Genomic DNA, 22,637 nt, shown 5'->3' with positions numbered 1-22,637 from the left:
CCAACGCCATACGAGGAAGCCATTTTTAGAAAAGGTATGGGAACCGGGCAAAATTGCCGGGCCTCAAACTTTGTTTAACACGGTTAAGTCCTTGCCTTTGCCTCTGTCTTCGACACCAAACTTATCTCATCATTTGTCGGCCAACACAAAACGCCGTGTGCCGGGCGCTAGTACTCCATCAAGCTGAAAATGAGGGATGTAGGGCGGGATTTAATCCCGCCCTACATCCCGGATGCGCTCTCAGCATCCATCACTTACAGCTTGATGGAGTACTAGGGTGTTGCGCCATGCCACGCCGCTGCAAGCGCCACAGGTAAATAGCGGGAGAAAATCCAGCATACACAGCGGCTGCCGGCGGCCGCCGGGTTGAGTTTGCGTGAAGCGTTATTTGAGGACGAACTGTAGGAGCGTTGGGGAACGCCGCAACAAGATACGAGAGCCAGTGGCTTTTGCCAACCTCAAGTCACATGCCGGGGCAGATTTCTTGGCAGCCTTACCATTCGCCTTGCAACACGAAGGCGGCCCAGTAATAGGGGTCTTGCCAGCGCTTGTCGCGCCACAGCGCAAGTTGCGCCGCGCGCAAGGCGGCGGCTGGGCTGAGCGGTTGCGTATGCGCCTTAGCACTTAACAGACCGCTGTAAAAACGTTGCATCAACTCCGCCGTCGCGGCGTCATTCACCGACCAAGTGCTGGCCAGCACGCGCCGCGCACCCGCATACATAAAGCCGCGTGTCAGCCCCACCAGTCCCTCGCCGTTGATTTCTTTGCCGAGCGCGGTGCGGCAGCCGCTCAGCACCACCAACTCCGCCGGAAGTTTCAGATTGAAGACATCCAGCGCGCGCAAAAAACCGTTTTGCGGTTGCCCCTGCCGGTCAACCAGCGACAGCACCAGCCCCGACAATTCAGGTTGCGCACTGTTCAGCAAGCCGTGCGTAGCGAAGTGCACGTAACGATATTGGCGCAGCGCCTCGCTCAAAGCCGTCGCGCGATTGGCCTCGAAATCCAAAGCCATCAAGCGTTCTGACGCGGGTACCAGCTTTTGTAGTGCCTGCGCTTCCAGGCGCGTCGCGGGCAGGCGCGTGAGCATCGCATTGCCGGATGACTCGCCGGCGTCCGCCGCAAAATCAATCCAGGCATCGCGCAACAACGCGAGTTCGCCCTTAGCTTCCGCCTTAACGTCTGAGGGCTGGTCTTTGGCGACGTTTCCCTGCACGCGCTCGTCGGTCGCGTCAAAAACGGGATCGGCCAGCAAGGCGAGCGTCTTGGCGGCAGGCGGACGATCCTTCAACTCCTGCCGCAAGACGGCCAGCGTGGAAGCCGAAGGCAGGCTCATGATTTCGTGCCTGGCGATCAGGGGCTGGGGGTTAGGAACTAGGGACTGGGGCCGCTTCTGTCTAGCCCCTAATCCCCCATCCCTCTTCCCCAGTTCTGGCAGCGCCGCAAACGGCACGTAATGCAAAGCGCCATCGGGCACGATCAACAGCCGTTTTTGCCCGAGCAAGTCGCGCGCAGGCTCCAACAACATTCGACTCAACGCCGCCGCCGCCGTTGCGGTATCCAGCCGTAATTGTTTCCGCCAAACTTCTTTCGCAACGAGATCGCGAAAGACCGGCGGCTTGCCCAACGCGGTCAGCAGTTGATAGTAGCGTTTGGCCGCCGCGTTAATTTCGGCAGCACCCGGCAGCTTGAAACTGTGCAAAGCCGTGGGAGTCACCGCAAAGAGGACGCTGCGTTTTTGACCGAGAGCGTATTCAAGCAACAACGTCTTTTCATCCAGCACTTGCTGTTGCAACTCTGTCAGACTGAGGGGGTGCGTCTGTTTCAATTCGGCATACTGCGGATGGCTGCGCCTGATCTGCGTTTGCAACTGTTCGTATTCCGCCGTCAGCAGCGCTAAGTCCCGCGCCGCCGCGTTGCCCGCGCCGTTTTGTTCGGCAGCCGGTTGGCCAGCCGGCACTTTGCGTTGCGCGGCGTCGGCGGCTTCGATGCGCGTTTGCAGTGCGCGTTCTTGTTCGGCCAGCGCGGGCGGCAGGTCACGCCGCAAATCAATCCCGGCTTCGGTCAGCAATTCCAACAAGACGCGCGCCCGCGTGCTTTCGCACACCTGCAACGCCTGGGCCGCATAACCAGCCGTGGGCTGTTGCGCGTGCTGGGCCATTAACACATCAAAGTAAAGCGTGTAGACCTCGTGCTGGGCCGCGAACCACGAAGCGCGCTGGCTGCGATTGAGGATGCGCGCCCGCATGGCTTCCGTCAGGGCCAGTGCTTGGTCGAGCTGTTGCCGCGCTTCCGCCAGTTGGCCCGCGCCATACGCGGCCAACGCCAAGGCCTGGCGTGCGCCCAGAATACTGCGCGACTCGCCGAGCTCTTCGGCCAACGACAACCCTTGCATGGCGACCTCGCGGGCGTCGCGCCAACGCTCCTGCACGTTGTAGAGATTGCCCAGATTGATTAACGCCAGCGCTTCGCCGGAGCGCAGCTTCATGCCGTGCCAGACCTGGAGCGCTTGCGTGTAGGCGCCGATGGCCTTGGGGTAATCGCCCTGCGTTTTATAGACGATGCCGAGGTTGTTCAACGTCCCGGCCAGATTGGCGGTGTCCCCTTCCGCTTGCTGCAACAGGCGCGCCTGTTCGTAATATTGGGCCGCCTTCAGCAAGTCCCCTTGCCGACGATACATGTTGCCCAAATTACCGAGCGTGCCCGCCTCGAGATGACGCTCGCCCAGTTGGCGGAAGAGCGGCAGGGCTTGCTCAAAATAGGCAAGCGCGCGCGGCTGATCGCGCAGGTTCGAGCAAGCCAGCCCCAAGTCATAAAGCGCGCGGCCTTCGTAATAGGCATCCCCCACGGCTTGCCACATTCGCAGGGCTTCGTTGGCGGCGTCCAGCGCCTGCTGCGCCTCACCCAAGGCAATCAACACATCGCCCACTGTTCCCAGCGTCACAGCGACTTCGCGTTGATCGCCCAATTCACGAAACAGCGCCACGGCTTGATTCGCATAGGCACGCGCCTGCTGGTTCTCGTTCTTTCTGAAGTGTGCCACCCCCAGCAGACGCAGCGCCACGCCCTCACCGTAACGGTCGCCCGCCGCACGCAGCAACGGCAATGCGGCTTGGAGTTTTTCCACCGCCTGGCGCAACTGGGCAGGGTCTTTGTACAGGCGCGCGCCTTCCAGCAGCAGGCGTTCGGCTGTCATCCATTGTTGATCGCGGTCAGTCGCGGCCCGTTGCGCGGCGAGTTTGATCTGATAGCGGCTGGACTTGGCCGTCGTTGATAGAGCGCGGATTTCAAGGCGATAAGTGGCGGACTCAGCGGCGGTCACCGAAACAAACTCATAGCCCCGGCTGCCGGTGAGATTCACCTCCGCCAGCTTTTCGCCGTCCGCGTGTGCTAAGAGTGCGGCGACATCCGCTCCGTGTTGATCTATTTCAACGCGCGCATATTCACCGGCTGCGAGTGTGAATTGATAAAGATGGCTAGACCCACGCTCAAGCGCGCGTTCGAGGGGCTGGTTTAGTCGGAGCGGCTCAGGCGCGGCGCCTTGTCCCCGTGAGGCAGGCGACCGCCACAGCAAAAGGCTCAAACCAACCAGGAGACGAAAGGCAAAGCGTGGCGTGCTCATGGTTGACCTTCAAACGAGAAGCGAAGAGGACTAATCGAGAATACGTTGGGGAACGCGCGGACAAGATAAAAGACACGGGGCGGTTTGCCAACTGGAAAGTCCTAACGACGGGAGAAAAACCGGCGGGCGCTTCAATTCACACGTTCACTCTCGGTGAACTCTTCCGGCGCCTGCATCAGCAACACCGGCAAGACGCGTTCGGCAAAGAGGCTGGAATTGATGAGCGTTTGCACCAGGTAATGGCCGGGCTGATAAAACGAGGTATTCACAAACACGGTCACGTTGTCGGCATAACCATCGGGCGGCACGACGAAACTGGTTGGTTGCGAAACGGCGATGGCCTGGTTTTTATCGGGCGTCAGGATGCGCACTTCGCTCATGAATTGGCCCGCTCCGCGCCAGTGATTGACCACGGCCAGTTTGATCAGCGAGACGGGCAGTTGCGGCACCACAATTTGATGCGTTACGCCCATCAGGCTCAAATGTTGTGAAGCTTCGAAGCGCACGTCTTCGCAAAAAATTGTGTAATCGAGTTGTAGATTCATAACCACATCCAATGCGGCGGAGCTTAGCGCAATTGCGCCGGAATGACTACACATCCACCACAAAAACCCGGTCGCCCAACGAAATCTTTCCCGTGCGGAAGACGCCGCCATACACGCCCGCGCAATTTTCGTTGGCCTGCACCACGGCTTTCAAAATCCCAGGTGTCGCCACGCCCGTCTCAGGATCAAGGTTGACCATCGCGCAACGCACATCGCGCTGCGTCACATTCATCGCCGCCGCGTCGTCAGTTTCGCCAAAAACGATCAGCTTGCCGATCCAATCGTTTTCAGGGAACGGAGCGCCGCTGCCAATTGCAAGGTTGGTGGCAAGCAAAATGTTGGGGCGGAAGCGGCGCACATCCAATACAGTCCCAGCCTTTGTTGACAGGGTGCCGAGCGTTTCGGTGGTAATGAGCGCGAGCGGCGCTTCATCAAACATGCCGTGCTTGAGGTGCATCAGTTGCAACTCGGCGCCGTGCAAGGCAGCCAGCTCATCGCACAACGCCGCGCCGTGCAATTCCAATTCACGTCCATCAGGCGTGCGCACGTGGGTAGGCGAGGAACCGGCGCTAGACGCGTATGGTTGATAGCGAATCAGCGCGGGTAAGCGGCCCGCCGACAGCCAGGGGAACCCGCCCGTTTCCGCCACGCGGCGGAACGCAAAGCGGCGGTCGCCTTCCATCCCATGCCAACCGAGTGTAGCGGTTTGCAAGGCTTCGCCCGCCATGGATTTAACGGGATAGCGGTAGAGGGCTTGGACGGTACCAATCAAGTGATTCATGTGCTTATCAAACGCGAAGACGCCGAGAGCGCCAGGCTACCCACAGGTAACTTGACGCTCTCGACTTTATTGAATTTGGCCCTACAACTTGGCGTAAGAGTGCAATCCCGGCAACAGGTAACTCACGCCCAGATAGGTGAAGATCACCAGCAGGAAGCCGAGCAGCGCGAAGTAGGCGCTGCGCCGTCCCGTCCAGCCGTGCGCCATGCGCGAATGCAGATAAGCGCCATAGGCCAGCCACGCCACCAACGCGCCCGTTTCTTTGGCGTCCCAGCCCCAATACCGGCCCCACGATTCGTTGGCCCAGACCGCGCCCGTCACCAACAGAATCGCCAACCCGGCAAAGGCGACGCCGACCGTTTTGTAAACCATCTGGTCAATGCGTTCGAGCGGCGGCAAGGCGGCGCGAATCTTTTCGGTGCGGAAGCTGAACAAGGCAATGAAGCCCGTCAACACCAGGGCACTGAGCAATGCGGCGACTTCGACCGGATTGGAACGCGCATTGAGCGTCAGGTTGCCGCCCGCCTGTTGCAGCCATTGCGAACCCGTTTGCACCAATTGTTCAACGGACATTTGCGCGGCTTGGTCGCCACTCAACCATGCGCCCAGCGCGCGGTATTGATTCGCGCCGATGGCGCCTGCCACGCTGCCCGCCGTTTTCACTTGGTAGAAAAACCAGCCGATGCCCAACGCTTGCAACGCCAACGAGACGCGCCAGGCCAAATGACCGAAGCGTTTGCCTTTTTCGTCGTTACGATAGACATACAGTGCAAATCCCAGCGTGCCGATCAACAACGACACCAGCGCCGCCAGCAGAATCAGCCCCATGCCCGGCACCGGCACGCGCACGGCGGAGATCTCGCTGCGCATCGTCGGCAGCATCGGATTGAGCGTGTAATTCAACGACAGAATGTTGAAGCCATTGCTGAAGAGCAAAAAGCCCGCCAGCACAAAGATGCCGACCCCGATGCCCATCGCCTCCATCTTCACGCCGTCTTTGATCAGGTACATCACGGCGATGGCAAAGCTCACCAGCGCGATGCCGTAACTGAGCGAGGCGACGCCGACGTGAATCGGACGCCAGTAACTATCCAGCACCGGCGGCAGATCAACGAAGGTGTTGCCGATAAAAACGGCCAACAACAAGATGAGCGTAATGAGTGGAAATGACAGCGCGCCGACGAATCGCGCATTCTCACGCTGGCTCCAGAGCAAGGTGCCAAAGGCCGCGCCGAAGGCAAACGCCACCGACAGGTCATACAGATTGGTAAACGGGATGTAACCGAAGAACCACCAGAAATGATATTGGCCCGTGATCTGGTCGGTCATGCGCACCCAACTCTCGCGCTCACCGGCCGCGACCCAACGCACCAGCCAGCTTGCGAGATTGGCAAAGAACGCGAACGACCCGGCCCACAGACCCAGCTTTTGCAGGAACGGCACCGGTGCCCAGAAATTGACCAGCAGCGAAGCCGCCGCAAAGATATAGGCCAACAGCGCCCACACGATCAGCGTGCCATCGGTCGGCGTCGAACCCGGCCCGCCGGCTTTACGAACGGCCACTAACGCGAACGCCGCCAGCAAAGGCAGCAGCGCGGGCAGATAATTTTTGATCCCAAAGCGCGGCGCGACGAATTCGGGCGCGGCGGGCAGCGGGACGTTAATTGATTTCATTGCCTGACTCATCGTAAGCCTCCATCAAGAAAGACCAGCAAAAAGACCACACCTTGGTAGACTTGGTCTATCAAGAGCATTCTTGTAGATATAATTCGGTGGCTTCTTTACAGATTCGCCACTGCTTCTTCAATCGTATAACCCTGGCTGACTGTGCCCACCTCAGGACATTCCGCAACATACAAATCCGTTTCTTTGTGAACGATTGCAGTAAAAGTACGCATTCCCATTTTGAACATCTCGCTCCGGGTAAATTCCCTCAACTCAGCCTGACTATGGGGCCGTCTGCAATTCCTGTTCACCACGAATGCGCGCCATCACACGCTTCATACGGTCTTCAAACCCCAGCCGATTGCGGTTGGCATCGCCGCCCAGCGTAATTTTCCCCTCTTCAACCACCAGCCAAAGCCGTTGGTGCGAAAAAAAGAACACCGCCATCAGCGACAGGCACAGCATCAGGAAGCCCGTGTAAACGATTTTGATCCCCGGATCGAACTGAATTGAAATGTCGTGGGCCGTGCCGACTTTCTCAAAATCCGTGAGCGTAAAGCTGTACTTGCCCGTGTCGCCGAACTTTTCCTTCAAAAACGGCGCTTGTTCAAACATCAATCGCCCTGCCTCATTCAAGGCCCAGACATCGCGGTTGTCGCCATCGGGATAGATCACATCCAGGTGCGCCGCCGGATTGTCATAATCGGCTGAGGACATCTCAACGTGACCTTCGCGATTAACGGTGAAGGCGGGATTGAATTCGCGGTAACGCACGATGGTGCCATCCTGGAGTTTGGCCTGCCCGCTGCGTTCGAGCGTAATGTCTTGCGCAGTCCCGCCAGCGGTCGGCGTGACGCGGATTTTGACCTGGCGGGCATTGCCTTGCGCGATCCAGTTGGTTTGGAACATGCGGTAGCCGCGATAATCAAACGGATGATTCATGTGAATCAGCGCTTCGTCCTTCCTGCCCGTTTCTTTGTCGTGGATGCGCACGCGGGTGATCCAATCCAGCGTGTTGGGCATATCAATGCCTTTGCTCTTATCAATCAGCTTTTGCTGAATGTCCACGCCCTCGATGGTGAATGGCAACTCCAGTTCGCGCATGCCGGAATTGTGCAACATCGCGGCGTTATCAATGCTAAACACGCTTTGCATCATCCGGTCGGATTGCTTTTCAGGCACCACGCGCATCATGCCGGTGTAACCCTGGCTGGTGCGAAAGCCGCCCACAAAAATCGTCAACAACGAAATGTGCACCAGATAGGCGCCCAGGCGGTTCCAGACACCGCGTTCGGCAAAGATGGTGGTGCGCGTTTCTTCTTCGGTGACTTTGGTCTTAAAGCCCAAAGTCCGCGCCGCCTGCCGGGCGCGTTCGACCAGCGAAGCCCGATTGACGCCAGGCAATTCGACTTCGCCTTTGGTGCGTTGCGCTTTGGCGAAGGTGGGCGAAGCGGTCAGTTTCTTTTTGGCGATAAAGCTCCAGGCCGCTGGGAAATGGTCTATCGAAGCGAGAATGATATTCAGGCTGAGCAGCAGCAGCAGCACGTTGAAGTACCACGCATGATAAATGTCGAAGAAATTCAGCCGCCCGTAAACGATCCGTTCCGCCGGGGTCAAGCTGGCATAATACTTGGAAAATTCCGGCAGTTCCTGTTGTTGTATGAGCATCCCGGTCATGCAAGCCGAGATCAGCAGGATGAGCAAAATCAGGCCGAACGGCACGGAACTGAGCAGATCGAGCACAAAATCTACCGCCGACCAGATGGTCAACGGTTTGGTTTTAGCGCCAGCCTTTTTTCCGACTGGGCTTTCGACGGGTTCGGCTGCCGGTTGCGTCCCGGCGGGTGATGATTGCACGGTTGCCATAATGCGCTAACTACTTCCAATGTTGTTTTCGTTCAGTTTGATGAGCGGAGCGTCAGTCTATCAGCCGCTCTAGGCCCACGCAACACACCGCCGTATTGAGACAGTACCGCGCGCGTGAGCAAGCGGCGCGTCAAACCAGGCACCTTGGCGTAATCGCACTATCTCGCTTGCTCACGCGCGCGGTACTGTCCCGCTGCCCCAACAAGCCCGACTTTTGACCGACAGAAATTTTTCTTTGAAAGCTCTTGGTCAACCGGTAAAATGCGCCCGCACTGACCGCTCGTACCGGTTGCATCCCAGCAGACATCCCAATCCACACATCCCGCCGCCGCATCCTTTCCCAGTTCCCGATAACCATGTTCCCCCATTTCGAGAGAAAGTGTCTTTATGAACGCCAATGCTTCACTACAGCACACACCCAAATCATCCATCCGGACTTTTGTCCCGCATCCGGTCGTCAATGCAATTCAATCGTTTCAGGTCTGCCGCCACTGCAAAAAACCCACGCCCGCGCGCGAACCGCTGTGCGTGAATTGCGGCATGCGGCGGCTCTCGACGGCCGCGCTCAATGCGCAAACACAAATCGAACGCCGCTTCTTGGCGGCCTTCTTCGCGCGCGAAACGCCAGTGGCCTATGCGCTGTTTCTGGCGAATCTGCTGGTGTATTTACTGATCGCCGCCCTGGCTGGCGGCTCACCCTTTGAAAACCTATTACACGGCGTAGACGGCCCCGCCTTGCTCGCCTTTGGCGCGAAAACCAATGCGGCGTTGCTGGACGGCGAATACTTCCGGCTGGTCACGCCGATCTTTTTGCATCTGAGCGGGCTGCATCTGCTCTCGAACAGCTTCGCGCTGGCGATTGTCGGGCCGCAGGTCGAGCGGCTTTACGGTTCGGTGCGCTTCCTGCTGATTTATTTGCTGGCCGGGTTGGGCGGCCTGCTCAGCAGCGTGTTGGCGCACGCCTTGAGTGGCAAACCTCATACGGTGGCCGTCGGCGCTTCGGGGGCGATCTTTGGCCTGTTTGGCGTGCTGGCCGTGTTCAGTTTCAAATATCGCGCCGAATTGCCCGCAGCCTTTATCAATTCCTTCGCCATTGCCGTCTTGCCCGCCATCGCGGTGAATTTGTTCATCGGCTTTACGGTGCCGTTCATTGACAACTCAATTCATATGGGCGGCCTGTTGGCAGGAGCCGGACTGGCGTTTATCATCCCGTATCTGGCGCCGGGCCGCGAACGCGTGACTTGGCGGCAAGTGGAGCTAATCGCCGCCTGCACTTTTCTCGTGACAATTTCTTTTGTGCGCGCCTATCAAGTCAGGCCGCGTTATATGCCGGCGGTTGAGCAAACGGCACTCCAATTGAATCGGTAATGCCAGACTTTATTCAATCCGGCTGGAAAGAGCTTACGGAACAGACGGAAATAACGGAACAGACGGAAGGAAACCTGCTGCCAGTCATTTAGCAGTTTGCCAAAATCCATTGACAAAGGCTTGCAACCACGAAGAAACGAAGGGCACGAAGCAAGGCAGAAAACAATAAGCATTCATCTCTTCCCTTCTCTTCTCCGCTTCGTGCCTTTCGCTTCTTCGTGGTTATCAAAGAACTCTTTGCAGCCCTTTCTCTTTCCGTCTGTTCCGTTATTTCCGTCTGTTCCGTAGTCTCTCCTGTCTATACCGCCTTTATTTTTCTTTGTAGGAGGAATCCCAATGGCAATCCAAAAAATCGGCGTGCTCGGCGCCGGCCTGATGGGCGCAGGCATCGCCCAAATCGCCGCCACGAGCGGTCACACAGTCACCCTCGTCGAAGTCAGTGACGAACTCATTCAAAAAGGCCTGAGCGGCATCGAGAAATCGCTCGCCAAGTTCGCCGAAAAAGGCGCGCTCACCGTTGAGCAAAAAGACGCCGCGCTCAGCCGCTTGCGCGGCACGACGAAATACGAAGACCTGGCCGACGCCGACCTGATCGTCGAAGCCATCATCGAAAACCTGGCGATCAAGCGCGATGTTTACGCCAAGCTCGACGCGCTCTGTAAGCCGGAAACGATTTTCGCCTCGAATACTTCTTCGCTTTCGATCACCGAAATGATGACGGCCGCCAGCGCCGAACGGCAGCGCCGTTTCGTTGGGCTGCACTTTTTCAACCCCGTCCCGCTGATGAAGCTGGTCGAAGTCATCCGCACCATCCTCACCGACGAAAGCGTTTTTCAGGAAGTCATTGCCTTTGGCCAGGCCGTCGGCAAAACGGTCGTCACCGCGCCCGACAAACCCGGCTTCATCGTCAACCGCCTGCTCGTACCGTATATGCTCGATGCGATTCGCGTGTTGGAAGAGGGGCTGTCTTCGATTGAAGAGATTGATAACGCGCTGAAACTTGGCTGCGGCCATCCGATGGGCCCGCTCACACTGACTGATTTCGTAGGCCTGGACACGACCTATTACATCGCCAACATCATGTTCGACGAATTCAAAGAGAAACGCTTCGCCCCGCCGGTGTTGCTCAAACGAATGGTGCTGGCCGGGCTTTACGGGCGCAAGTCGGGGAAGGGCTTTTACGATTACAGTGATCCGAAGAATCCGAAACCGATGAAGCTGGTGTGAAGCTCTCGTGTAACTGACAGTGCGGTGAACATCGCATACAATGCGCCTGCACTGGGCAGGCGCATCCGATTAGGCATTCAAGGAGAGGTATTATCTTGCGCCGCATCTTCATCCCCACGCTGGCCGCCGCGATACTGTTCACTGCGATTCATTTCGTCCGCACTGCCGCACAAACTGCTGGGCAAAATTATGCCGCAGATTCCGCACCCTACTACCTCACCGCCGCGCAGCTCGGCGGCCCTGATAACGGCGCCGATCTGATCGTCAGCAATCACAACAGCGGAAACCTGAGCATCTTGCGCAACAAAGGCGACGGCACGTTTCAACCCGCCACCAACCTCGCAGTCGGCAAAGCTCCCACCGCCGTCATTGCCGCCGATTTCACCGGCCTGGGCAAACGCGATCTCGCCGTTGCGCTGAGCGGCCAGGACGCCATCCTGATTTTCCTCAATAAAGGTAAGGGCGAATTTCAGGAGCCGCTCAAAATCGCCGTTACCCAAGCGCCCGGCTCGCTGGCCGCCGCCGATTTCAACGGCGATGGCCGCGACGATCTGATCGTCGCCAGCCTGAGCGCCAACCAAGCCACGCTGTTGCTTAGCCAAGGCGCTGATGATTGGGCCGCGCCGCAAACGCTCGACCTGGGCTATGTGCCCTTCTTCGTCACTACCGCCGATCTGAACAATGACGGCAAGCCCGATTTCATCACCTGTCCCTGGCAACGCAACGGCCCGACGCAGTTGGGCGTTTATCTGGGCAACGGCGACGGCACGTTTGCCGAAGCCAAACGCTTTTACGCCGGACAAAATGCCTACCAGGTCGCCACGGGCGATTTCAACCAGGACGGCAAACTCGACCTGGTCACGGCCAACAATTTCAGCCGGGGCGCACACGTTTTGCTGAGCCTCGGCGACGGCAATTTTCAGACGGCCACCAATTACGCCATCGGCGATTGCAGCGCTGTCATCACGGGCGATTTCAACCATGACGGCCAAACCGATTTTACCGTCGCCAACAGCATCGAAGCCAAAGTCACCATCATGCTTGGCAAAGGCGATGGTACCTTTCCGGCGAAACAGAGCTTCGCCGTCGGGCGCGGCCCGGTGATGCTGGCCGTGGCGGATTTTGACCGCGACGGCAACCGCGATTTAGCCACCGCCAATACGACCGCGAATAATGTGACCGTGCTCTTGGGCAAAGCGCTCACCTTTAGCGAACTGGCCGGTAAGAAAGCGCGCTACTTGCCTGTACCTTAAAAACAAAAGGCGCGACTGGAAATTGTCCAGCGCGCCTTTCGGGCTTACCTGTTTCAAGCATCCGGCTATTGAAAGCTTTCCAACGCCGTCTGTTCGTCTTCGTAAATCTCAAAAACCGTCAGCAGCTTGGTGATCATCAGCAGGTCTTTGATCTTTTTGGGCAGGTTGAGCAGCTTCAACTTGCCGCCCATGTTTTTGGTCGTCGTGTACCGCGAGACCAATTCGCCGATGCCGGAACTGTCCACATAACTGACGCCGCCCAGGTTGAGGATGATGCGGTTGCGTCCGGCTTGCAGCAGGTTTTCGACGGAGTCGCGCAAGAGCACACTGCCCTCGCCGATGGTGATTTTGCCGCGCAGGTCGAGGATAACGATGTCGCCCCACATAGCGGTCACGTTGCGTTCAGTAATTTCCAACTGCATCGTGTTTGCGATCTCCTTCTTGAGAGGCTTCGACGGCTTTCGGGGCGCGGCGTTTGGACATCGTCGCGATCATGCCGCCTTCGGGATGACGCTCGTATTCGACGCTGTCCATAAACGTGCGCATGTAAAGAATGCCTCGCCCAGCCGGATTCAGGATGTTGTGCGGATCAAGCGGATCGGGCAGCGTCGCGGGATCGAAGCCTTCGCCGTGATCGCGCACCGTCACCCGCAAGGCGTCCACGCCGATGGTGAACCGGATGTCCACGGTTTTGTTCGGATCGTATTTATTGCCGTGCTCGACCGCATTGGCGACCGATTCGCGCACCGCCATGTTGACCCAATAGGCGGCTTCCTCATCGAACCCGACCATCTGCGTGACGTTGTCCGTGAGGGTCGTCACCAGATCAATGAATTCCAGTTGGCTGGCGATAGTCAATTCGACGACATTTTCGGCTAGCATCATAAGCCGGAGGTTCCTTCTTTCAGGCCCCGTCCAAGTGAGAGGCCAAAATAGCTGCGCTCTTCATCCGGGGTACGAAAACCGTGTGATAAGATGCGCGCGTTCGGACACCGCAAGGACGATCACGTAAACAAGTTCGGTAAAACGCGAGCCTGTGTAACACAGGCCGAAAAAACCTGTCAACCGTCGGGCTTTACGCGCCTTGGCTCGCTTCGGAACCTGCGTGCTGGCCGGCTGCTTGGCAGGCCGCGTGCTTCACCGCAACAACGCATTTTTTTGGATCATTCGTGGAGTGCCGTCCGTCTGTACGGCACTCTTTGCGCGAAAGTTTCAGTTCACCGGCAAAACTTCTTTTCTCATGGCTTCATCATCATCCACTGCAACCACGGTTTCATCGGTCACCCTCGCTGCTGTTGAACGGCTGCGCGGCGCTTTTCAAATTCCCGGAGACAAATCCATTTCGCACCGCAGCGCCATGTTCGCCGCGCTCGGCGACGGCCCGTCGCGACTGCTGAATTATTCCTCAGCGCGCGATTGCCAAAGCACACTCGATTGCTTGGAAGCTCTGGGCGTGCCCGCCAAACGTTCGCCCGCAGCCATCGAAATCACGGGTGTCGGCGTGCACGGCTTGCAAGCGCCCACGCGCGTCCTCGACGCAGGCAATTCGGGCACGACCATTCGCCTGCTCTCAGGCATTCTGGCCGGACAACCCTTCACCACCGAAATCACCGGCGACGAAAGCATCCAGCACCGCCCGATGAAACGCATCATCGAACCGCTGACCCTGCTCGGCGCGCGCATCGCAGCCCGCGACGGCAGCTACGCCCCGCTGCACATTCACGGCGGCAATCTCTCAGGCATTGAATACACGCCGCCCATCGCCAGCGCCCAAGTCAAATCGTGCACGCTGCTGGCGGGGTTGTTTGCCGACGGTGTCACATCCGTCATTGAAACCACGCCCACGCGCAACCATACCGAAGTGATGCTGCGCGAATGCGGCGTTGCATTGCAGCGTGAACAAACCAGCACGGGCGAACGCCTTTCTATCGTGGGCGGCCAAGCGCTCAAAGCATTGGGCGAATACACAGTCGCAGGCGATTTGTCTTCTGCCGCCTTCTTTTTGGTCGCCGCATTGATCGTGCCGGATGCCGAATTGCATCTGCGCCACATCGGCATCAACCCTTCGCGCACGGCCTTGCTCGACGTGTTGCGGCAAATGGGCGGCCAGCTTGACATCACCAATCCACGCCTGGTGCACGGCGAACCCGTCGCCGATCTCAGCGCGCGTTCGTCCAAACTGCAAGGCGATCTCACACTGTCGGGCGCGGTCATCGCCAACCTGATTGACGAATTGCCGATCCTGGCCGTCGCCGCCACGCAACTCGAGGGCACGCTGACCGTGCGCGACGCCCGCGAATTGCGCGTCAAAGAGAGCGACCGCATCCGCGCCATCGTGGACAACCTGCGCCGGATGAATGCCCAAATTGAAGAGTTCGAAGACGGCTTTCAAATCAAAGGCCGGCAAACTTTGCGCGGCGCGGCGGTAGACTCTTACGGCGATCACCGCATTGCGATGGCCTTCGCGGTGGCGGCGCTGGGGGCCGAGGGCGCGACGCAAATCGCCAATGCCGAGGCGGCGTCGGTCTCATTGCCGGAGTTTTACCGGCTACTCGCCGCTTGCGGCGCGCCTGTCGCCCCATGAGCGAATCTCAAATCTCGAATCTCAAATCTCAAATTTTTCTGGTGGGGTTTATGGCCTCCGGCAAGTCCACTGTAGGCCCCGTGCTGGCGGCCCGCTTGCAGCGCCCCTTCATTGACCTGGATCGCCTGATCGAAGCCCAAGCCGGTGGCACGATCTTCGAGCTGATTCAACGCGCGGGCGAAGCGCGTTTCCGCCAACTCGAAACGCAAACGCTGGCGGAAACGGCGCAAGGCGAACCTGCCGTAATTGCGCCTGGCGGCGGGGCCATCACGCGCGCCGAAAATCGCGCCTTGATGCAAGACAGCGGCGTGCTGATTTGGCTGGATGCGCCTTTTGAACTGTGCTGGCAGCGCATTCGGCAGGACGGCATCACGCGCCCGCTCGCGCCGGATGAAGCGACGGCCCACACCCGCTATGAACAACGCCTGCCGCTTTATCAAGCTGCGCCCATTCACATCGCCATTCAACCCGCGCAATCCGCCGCCGAAATTGCCGCAGCCTGCCTGCGCCAACTGCACCGACTATGAACACCCGCATCGTCTCGTTGACCGTTGCCCGCCACGACTTCCAACTTCGCAACCCTTCGGTCGTCGCGTATGAAGCGCTGGAGGCCGCACCCAACATCGTCGTGCGTTTGGAACTGGAAAATGGTTTGGTCGGTTACGGCAACGCCGCGCCTGATCAACACGTCACGGGCGAGACCGCCGCGAGTGTCGAACACACCATCACACGGCTTTTCAAACCCGTGTTGCTGGGCGCTGATGCCACACGCATCGAAGCGTTGTGGGCGCAACTGACCGCGCTCGCCCCAACCGCGCCCAGCGCCATTGCCGCCGTGGACATCGCGCTCTATGACTTGCTCGGCAAATTGGCCGGATTGCCGCTCTATCGCTTGTTGGGTGCGGCGCGCGCCGCTATCGAAACGACGGTCACGCTCAGCATTGCCGTAACCGCCACCAGCGTCGCTCAGGCGTTGGCATTTCAAGCCCAAGGCTTCAAAGCGCTGAAAATCAAAATCGGGTTGGCTGCGGACGCCGATGTCGAGCGGGTGCGCGCCGTGCGTGCCGCCGTCGGCCCTGCCATGCGATTGACGCTCGACGCCAATCAGGGCTACACGCTGGCCGAAACCTTGCGCGTGCTCGAAGCACTGCGCGCTTGCAACATCGCCTTTATCGAACAGCCGCTCGACGCCGCTGATGTGGAAGGAATGCGCGAACTGTGCGCGCGTGCGCCCATTCCCGTCATGGCCGATGAATCCGTCTTGAGCGCCGCTGACGTGCTGCTGACGCCCGCCCCGCTCATCAATCTAAAACTTATGAAAACTGGCGGCATCACCGGTGCGCTCAAAGCCAACGCCGTCGCCGAAGCGCGCGGCATTCGCACGATGATTGGTTGTATGGATGAATCGTGCATCTCGCTGTCCGCCGCAGCTCATCTGGCGTTGGCGCTGCACAATTGCGCCTACGCCGATCTCGATGGACATCTGGACATTTTGGACGACGTAGCGAAGGGTGGGATTTTTGTGACGGATGGTTTCGTCCACGTCGGCGCAGGTGCGGGGTTAGGTATTTCGGTTATCGAATAGAGCCTCAGTACGGCAATTCTGGGTACGCACCGCTTCCAGCGTGCAGTCTCGGCTGAGGACGTTTTCAATCCGGCAGGATTTCCCTTCGGCATTACTCCGCCAGCCGCCGAAACTGCACGCTGGAAGCGGTGCGTACCCAGGTTGCGCTGCTTCACTCACTCACTGCGCAACGCCACCAACGGATCAACCCGCACGGCGCGCCGCGCGGGCGCATAACACGCCAGCAGCGCGGCCAATAACAACAACAGCGCCACCGCCACAAACGTCAACGGATCGGTCGGGCTGACTTCGACCAGCCAGCCGCGTATGAAACGCGTCAGCCCCCACGCGCCCAACAGGCCCAGCAACATTCCGGCCAACACCAAGCCCGCCCCTTGCCGCAATACCAAACGCAACACGTCGCCATCCTGTGCGCCCAGCGCGCGGCGCACGCCCAGTTCGTGCGTGCGCTGATTCACCGTCAGCCAGAGCGTGCCGTAAATGCCCGTCACGGCCAGCACCAAGGCCAGCAGCGCCAGGCTGCCAAGCAGCGCCAGATAAAAACGCGGCTTCACCGTCAACTGCGTGCGCGCTTCAGCAAGCGTGACCGGTTGGTCAGCGGGCCGCTCAGAATTGAACGTCCGCGCCAGCTTGCGGAGCGCCTCAAAACTGGCTTCCGGCGGGCCGGTGGTGCGCACGAGCAGGTTGTAATCGCGCAACGGCAATTGTGTGAGCGCCTGATAAACCTGCGGTTCCAGCGGGCGATCCAGCCGTCCCAGCGTGTCAGCCACGACGCCGATAATCGTGGCTTGGGCTTCGATCTTTGAGCCTGGATTAAGCGTCACGGTTTGTCCCACGGTGGCTTGATGAGGGAAGTAGGTGCGCGCAAAAGTTTCGTTGACGACGAGTACGCGGGGACGCTCGAAATTGTCTGCGGCGTTGAAAGACCGCCCCGCCAGCACGCGCGGCCCTAACAGGCGGAAATAATCGTCGCTAACCACATCGCCAGTGATCGCCGTGCCCAGCCGTGGCTTGACGGGCGGATGACCGGGAATGCGCATGGTCGCACCGAAATTGACGCCTTCGGGCGGATAACCGGAAGTGAACGCCGCATCCGCAATGCCCGGCAAGGCGCGCACCTGGGCCAGCAGCGGTTGCCAATACTGTTGCCACTCGGCGGCATCCTGCGCATCGGGAAGCAAACGCCGATACCGCTCCCTGTTTTCAGGCCCTGGCGGCAACACTCTCAGCCGCGCCAGGTTCGCGGTGTCATATCCCAAAGCTTGGTGCGCGACGCGCCAAAAGCTTTTGGTTGCCAGCCCCGCCCCGGTCAGCAAAATCATCGTCAGCGCCACCTGGCTCACGACCAGCGCGTGCCGCCATCCACGATTGCGGCGGCTTTCGGTGGCGCTGCGCCCGGCTTCTTTCAACTCTTCAGTCAGATTCAGCTTGGCGGCCTGCCAGGCGGGCAACAGCCCGGCCAGCAAGGTCGCCAGCAACGACAGCCCCAGCGTAAAGAGCAAGGCGCGGTAATCCAGCGTGATGGCATCGCTGCGCGGGATGTCCACGGGGATGAGCGGACGCAGGCCCGCGACCAGCGCGTATGCCAGCGCCAAGCCCAGCGCGCTGCCCAACCCGGCCAACAACAAACATTCGGTCAGCAATTGCCGCAACAACCGCCAGCGGCCCGCGCCCAACGTCGCGCGAATCGCCAATTCTTTGGCGCGTTCGATGCCGCGCGCCAGCAACAAACTGGCGACATTGGCGCAGGCGATCAACAACACCAGCGCAAACGCCACGACCAACGACAGCAGCCTGCCGCGCGTGCCGCCCGTCACTTCTGCGTGCAGATTAACCACGGTTGCGCCCAGGTCTTTGTTTGATTCGGGGTAACGCTCGGCCTGTTGCGCCGCGATAGCCGAAAGTTCAGTCTGCGCCTGCGCCTGGGTAACGCCGGGTTTGAGCCGCGCCAAGACAGAATATGAACCGTGCCGATTGCCGCCGTAACCGTGCCAGGTCGCGGCTTCGTGCGTCACCTTGAGCGGCAGCCAAAACTGCGTCGGTGGAAGGTTCAACACACGCAAAGGCGCCATCTGCAAGCCCGAGTCGCGCGGCATCTGCGTGAAATAATCGCGGAAGCTTGCCGGCAGCACACCTACAATGGTGTAAGTCTCGTCTTTCAACGCCAGTTGCTTGCCCAGGATTTGCGGGTCGGCCTGAAAGCGCTCCGCCCAAAATTGATGGCTCAACACGGTCACGCGCGGGCTATCGGGCTGTTCATCTGCCGGTACGAAAAGCCGCCCCAGCGCGGCCCGCGTGCCCAGCATCGCAAACAGATTCAGCGAAACCCGGCTGCCCAGCAAATAGCGGCTGTCATCGTCCACCGTAGTGGGATAGGCCCCTGCCCCAGTATACAAAGCCATCTCTTCAAAGCTCTGACTCTGCGCCTGCCATTCGCGGAAATCGGCCAACGGCACGCCGGCACGGTTCCAGTGCTCCCATTGCACCTGTTGCTGAAAATTCGCCGCCGCCAATTTGACCAGCCGCGCCGCGCCCGGATACGGCAAGGGCCGCAGCAGGATCGAATCCACGACGCTGAAAATTGCCGTATTCGCGCCGATGCCCAGCGCCAACGAGAGCGCCGCCACCAGCGTGAACCCGCGCCGTTGCCGCAACACGCGCCAGCCAAATCGTATGTCTTGCATCAGTTCGTCCTCCATGCGTTTGGGCAGCAGCCAGAGCGCATCCCAAAACGCGCTGGTGCTGCGCCGGAACAAATCCAGTTTATTGCGCCAGTCGAGCCGCTCCCACTCGGCCAAGCGCCGTTCGCGGCAGTCCAACTCCGCTTCCCATTCCTGCCGCCAATCCGCGCGCAACCAGCGCGGCACAAGCAGACCGATGAAGCGGATCAGCCCGCGCCAAAAATGACCCCGTGTTGTTTGCTTCGGCTCTTTCATTGGCATCACTCGTGGCGTAGGGCGCGCAGCGGATCAACGCGCGCCGCCCGCCGCGCCGGGATAAAACAGGCCAGGAGCGCGACCAACGTCAGCACCAAGGCGACGCTCGCAAAGGTCAACGGGTCTGTCGCGCTTACGTCGAATAACAAACCCTGCATGACTCGCGTCAGCACTAAGGCTCCGGCCAGGCCCAGCACGACGCCCGCGCTGGCCAGGCGCAGACCGTGCGCGAGGAAGAGCCGCAACACATCCGCAGTCTTTGCGCCCAGCGCCATCCGCACGCCGATTTCGTGCGTGCGTTGTGAGACGGTGTATGAGATCACGCCGTAAACACCCACCGCCGCCAGCAACAAGGCCACTGCCGCGAACGCACCGAAGAGCAACAGATTGAAGCGGCGACTGGCGACCGAACGCGCCAGCACTTCATCCATCGTCGCAATCGCCGCGATGGGCTGTTGCGCATCTACCGCCCAGATTTGCTGTTTGACGGCAGCCACGATGCCCGCCGGATCGCCCGCCGCCTTGACCATCAGCGTGTTGAAATTCGACGGGAATTGCGGATAGGGCCAATAAATTTCGGGCTGCATGGCCGCATCCAGCCCGTTCTCTTTGACATCGGCCACCACGCCGACAATTTCACCCGTCAGCGGCGGCCCCCAATCTTTCATCGTGATGCGCCGACCGAGCGGGCTTTCATCGGAGAAGAACTGACGCGCCAGCGTTTCGTTGATGATCAGCACGCGCGGTGCTTCGGCAGTGTCGTTGTGGCTGAACGCTCGTCCGGCCACCAAGCCGATACTCATCGCGCGGAAGTAGTTCGCATCAATAATGCGAATGTCAGCCACTGGCGCGTGGGCATCGTCAACCGGCGCGCGACCTTCAATCTCGAAATCGGTGGCCGGGCCGCCCGTCAGTGGCGTCGTCGAGGTCAGCCCTGCCGCGCGCACGCCGGGCGTAGTCTGCACACGCTCCAGCACCTGTTTGAGATAGTTGATCTTTTGCGGTTCAGTCGAAAACCGCGTCGGCGAGAGGAAGAGGTTGAATGTGACGACATTTTGCGGATCGAAGCCGTGCCGCACTTGCAGCAAGCGCCAGAAACTATTCACCAAAAGCCCCGCGCCAATCAGCAGCAGCAACGTCAGCGCCATCTCGGCGACGACCAGCCCGTGCCGCAAATAGCGCCGCCGCGTGCCCGCCGAAGTTCGTCCACCTTCTTTCAACGCCGCTTGCAGCGCGTGTTTGGGCAATTGCAACGCCGGAGCCAACCCGAACAACACGCCCGTTACCAGCGTGACCAGCAGCGTGAAGCCTAGTACGCGCGCATCAACATTGACTTCGTTGATGCGCGGCAAAGCGAAGCGGTCGAGTGTGGCGATGAAGCGGACACTCCAATACACGATCAACAGGCCAACCGCGCCACCCAGGGCTGCGAGCAACAAACTTTCGGTCAACAACTGCCGCATCAGCCGCCAGCGCCCCGCACCCAGGGCCGCGCGGATCGCCATTTCCTTTTCGCGCGCCGTCGCCCGCGCCAGCAGCAAATTGGCGACATTGGCGCAGGCAATCAGCAACAAACATCCGACCGCGCCCAGCAACGCCGTCAACGCCGTTTTCATGTTGCCGACCAACCGGTCTTGCAAACGCAGCGCGCCAAAACTCAGATGCGGATCAACGCCCGGATGCTGCTGTTCGATGCGGCTAGCCGTCACGCTTAACTCGGCCTGCGCTTGTGCGAGCGTGGCGCCGGGTTTCAAGCGCGCCATGACCGCCAACAGATGCGCGCGCCGGTTGTCGCGCAAATCGCCACCCGCCACCAACGGCGTCCACAATTCGGTATTGGTCGGAAACTGAAAGTCTTTGGGCATTACGCCGACGACCGTTCGATCAACATCGCTGACTCGAATCGTTTTGCCGATGATCGCCGGGTCGCCCTGATAGCGGCGTTGCCACAACGCATAGCTCAACACCGCGACGGCCTGGCCGCCCGGCTGATCCTCTGCCGCTAAAAAGGTGCGGCCCAGCAACGGCGTCACGCCCAGCGCGTAAAAGAAACTGGCCGAAACCAGCGCGCTCGGCGCCTGCTCCGGTTCGACGTTGGCGTTACGGCTGTCGGTCAGATTCGCCGTCCAAAAGCGCGATGCCGCAATCTGTTCGAGCGAGGCCGTCTCCGCGCCCAGGTCAAGGAAACTGGCGTAACTAACATTGCCTGGCCCGCCGCGTCCGTGGCGCTCTTCCAACCGCACAATGCGGTCAGCCTCGCGGTACGGCAACGGTCTGAGCAACACGGCATTGACCACACTGAAAATCAGCGTCGTCGCGCCAATGCCCAACGCCAACGCCAGCACCGCCACCAACGCAAATGCCGGTTGCGCCCGCAACATCCGCACGCCCAAACGCAAATCTTGAAACATCTCTTCCTCCCAGCGTTTCGGTTGCAGCCACAGCGCATCCCAAAACGCACTGGTGCTGCGTCGCAATAAATCCAGCTTGGTTTGCCAATTCAGCTTGTCCCACTCCGCCAGCATCGCTTCCCGATACTGCAATTCGGCTTCCCACTCCTGCCGCCAATCGGCGCGCAAGCGGCGCGGCACGAGCAGGCCGATGAAGCGAATCAGCCAGAGCCAAAAGCGATCGCGGGTTGTATTTGCCGAATCAGCCATCGGTTTCAGTCGTGCCGGAGTGCGACCAGCGGATCAACTTTGGTGGCGCGGCGTGCCGGAAGGTAGCAGGCCAACAAGGCGACACCGAGCAGCAACGATCCAACGGCAGTGAATGTCAGCGGGTCGTGCTGCGTGACTCCGTAAAGGTAGCTGGATAAGAAACGGGTCGAAGCCACTGCGGAAACCAGTCCAAGCAGAATTCCAACCAGGGTCAGGCTTAGCCCTTCGCGCAAGATCAAACGCGCTACAGTGGCGGGCTGTGCGCCCAGCGCCATCCGAATGCCGATTTCGCGCGTCCGCCCGCTGACCGCCTGCGCCAGCACTCCGTACAGACCGATGGCGCTGAGCAGGAGCGCCAGTCCGCCCGCGTAGCCCAGCACGCCCATTGCCATCCTGACGGGCGCAAAAAAGTTTGGCTCATGTGTAGTCAGTTTGCATCGCCAGGGGTAAGCTTAGGGAATGATTGACTTTCCCCTTAACGATCTCCTAGATGCCGAAGCCTGCACGTTGTGGTTGGCGCAGCAGCTTCATCCGCACGGCTTGTGCTG

Annotated in this window: 16 protein-coding genes; 6 read left to right on the top strand and 10 right to left on the bottom strand. The window is 59.7% G+C overall.

Annotation, left to right across the window (positions count from 1 at the left end; translation table 11 throughout):
• Positions 1-493 precede the first annotated feature (493 nt).
• The 5 genes from HY011_23415 to HY011_23395 form a co-directional block, all read right to left on the bottom strand.
• Positions 494-3,619: a CHAT domain-containing protein gene (locus HY011_23415; GenBank protein MBI3425889.1), complete on the bottom strand. Its 3,126-nt coding sequence runs from the start codon at positions 3,617-3,619 to the stop codon at positions 494-496.
• A 131-nt stretch (positions 3,620-3,750) separates the two neighbouring features.
• The gene (locus HY011_23410; GenBank protein ID MBI3425888.1) at positions 3,751-4,164 is read right to left on the bottom strand and encodes a hypothetical protein; all 414 of its coding nucleotides are present in this window, start codon (positions 4,162-4,164) and stop codon (positions 3,751-3,753) included.
• A gap of 46 nt (positions 4,165-4,210) precedes the next feature.
• Entirely contained in the window at positions 4,211-4,945 is a 735-nt protein-coding gene (locus HY011_23405; protein MBI3425887.1) for an MOSC domain-containing protein, read from the bottom strand.
• Between the two features lie 81 nt (positions 4,946-5,026).
• Positions 5,027-5,827 (bottom strand): cytochrome c biogenesis protein CcsA, encoded by an 801-nt coding sequence (ccsA, locus tag HY011_23400; protein ID MBI3425886.1) that lies wholly within the window; start codon positions 5,825-5,827, stop codon positions 5,027-5,029.
• Between the two features lie 1,065 nt (positions 5,828-6,892).
• A complete protein-coding gene (locus HY011_23395; GenBank protein MBI3425885.1) occupies positions 6,893-8,476 on the bottom strand; it encodes a cytochrome c biogenesis protein ResB in 1,584 nt (527 codons plus the stop codon).
• A 387-nt stretch (positions 8,477-8,863) separates the two neighbouring features.
• On the opposite strand from HY011_23395, the gene HY011_23390 reads away from it, so the two are divergent.
• From HY011_23390 to HY011_23380, 3 genes are all read left to right on the top strand, one after another.
• The gene (locus HY011_23390) at positions 8,864-9,844 is read left to right on the top strand and encodes a rhomboid family intramembrane serine protease (protein MBI3425884.1); all 981 of its coding nucleotides are present in this window, start codon (positions 8,864-8,866) and stop codon (positions 9,842-9,844) included.
• Between the two features lie 336 nt (positions 9,845-10,180).
• Entirely contained in the window at positions 10,181-11,071 is an 891-nt protein-coding gene (locus HY011_23385) for a 3-hydroxybutyryl-CoA dehydrogenase (GenBank protein MBI3425883.1), read from the top strand.
• 95 nt (positions 11,072-11,166) lie between these two features.
• Positions 11,167-12,324 (top strand): VCBS repeat-containing protein, encoded by a 1,158-nt coding sequence (locus tag HY011_23380; protein ID MBI3425882.1) that lies wholly within the window; start codon positions 11,167-11,169, stop codon positions 12,322-12,324.
• Between the two features lie 65 nt (positions 12,325-12,389).
• On the opposite strand, the gene HY011_23375 is transcribed toward HY011_23380, so the two are convergent.
• Both HY011_23375 and HY011_23370 read right to left on the bottom strand, forming a co-directional pair.
• Positions 12,390-12,746 carry an STAS domain-containing protein gene (locus HY011_23375; protein MBI3425881.1) on the bottom strand — a complete coding sequence of 119 codons (357 nt, stop codon included), beginning with the start codon at positions 12,744-12,746 and terminating at the stop codon, positions 12,390-12,392.
• Complete coding sequence (locus HY011_23370) at positions 12,727-13,209, bottom strand: ATP-binding protein (protein ID MBI3425880.1); 483 nt, start codon at positions 13,207-13,209, stop codon at positions 12,727-12,729. The genes HY011_23375 and HY011_23370 overlap by 20 nt, the downstream gene beginning before the upstream one ends.
• A 355-nt stretch (positions 13,210-13,564) precedes the next feature.
• Here HY011_23370 and aroA point away from each other — a divergent pair, with 355 nt between their 5' ends.
• From aroA to HY011_23355, 3 genes are read left to right on the top strand one after another with little or no spacing between them, the layout of a single operon-like run.
• The gene (gene aroA, locus HY011_23365; protein MBI3425879.1) at positions 13,565-14,908 is read left to right on the top strand and encodes a 3-phosphoshikimate 1-carboxyvinyltransferase; all 1,344 of its coding nucleotides are present in this window, start codon (positions 13,565-13,567) and stop codon (positions 14,906-14,908) included.
• Positions 14,905-15,435, top strand: coding sequence for a shikimate kinase (locus HY011_23360; GenBank protein MBI3425878.1), 531 nt, complete (start codon positions 14,905-14,907; stop codon positions 15,433-15,435). The genes aroA and HY011_23360 overlap by 4 nt, the downstream gene beginning before the upstream one ends.
• Positions 15,432-16,493, top strand: a complete 1,062-nt coding sequence (locus HY011_23355; GenBank protein ID MBI3425877.1) for a dipeptide epimerase — start codon at positions 15,432-15,434, stop codon at positions 16,491-16,493. Before HY011_23360 ends, HY011_23355 begins: the two co-directional genes overlap by 4 nt.
• Before the next feature lie 155 nt (positions 16,494-16,648).
• Here HY011_23355 and HY011_23350 read toward each other — a convergent pair whose 3' ends face one another.
• The 3 genes from HY011_23350 to HY011_23340 are packed head-to-tail and all read right to left on the bottom strand — an operon-like array spanning position 16,649 to position 22,481.
• A complete protein-coding gene (locus HY011_23350) occupies positions 16,649-19,429 on the bottom strand; it encodes an ABC transporter permease (GenBank protein ID MBI3425876.1) in 2,781 nt (926 codons plus the stop codon).
• 5 nt (positions 19,430-19,434) lie between these two features.
• On the bottom strand, positions 19,435-22,089 hold the full coding sequence (locus tag HY011_23345; GenBank protein MBI3425875.1) for an ABC transporter permease: 2,655 nt from the start codon (positions 22,087-22,089) through the stop codon (positions 19,435-19,437).
• A gap of 5 nt (positions 22,090-22,094) precedes the next feature.
• On the bottom strand, positions 22,095-22,481 hold the full coding sequence (locus tag HY011_23340; protein ID MBI3425874.1) for an FtsX-like permease family protein: 387 nt from the start codon (positions 22,479-22,481) through the stop codon (positions 22,095-22,097).
• Positions 22,482-22,637: the final 156 nt, after the last annotated feature.

This window comes from Acidobacteriota bacterium, assembly GCA_016196035.1.
In the GTDB taxonomy this organism is placed as follows: domain Bacteria; phylum Acidobacteriota; class Blastocatellia; order RBC074; family RBC074; genus JACPYM01.
Note: the sequence above shows the minus strand (reverse complement) of the source record. Positions and strands in the feature narration are given on the sequence as shown.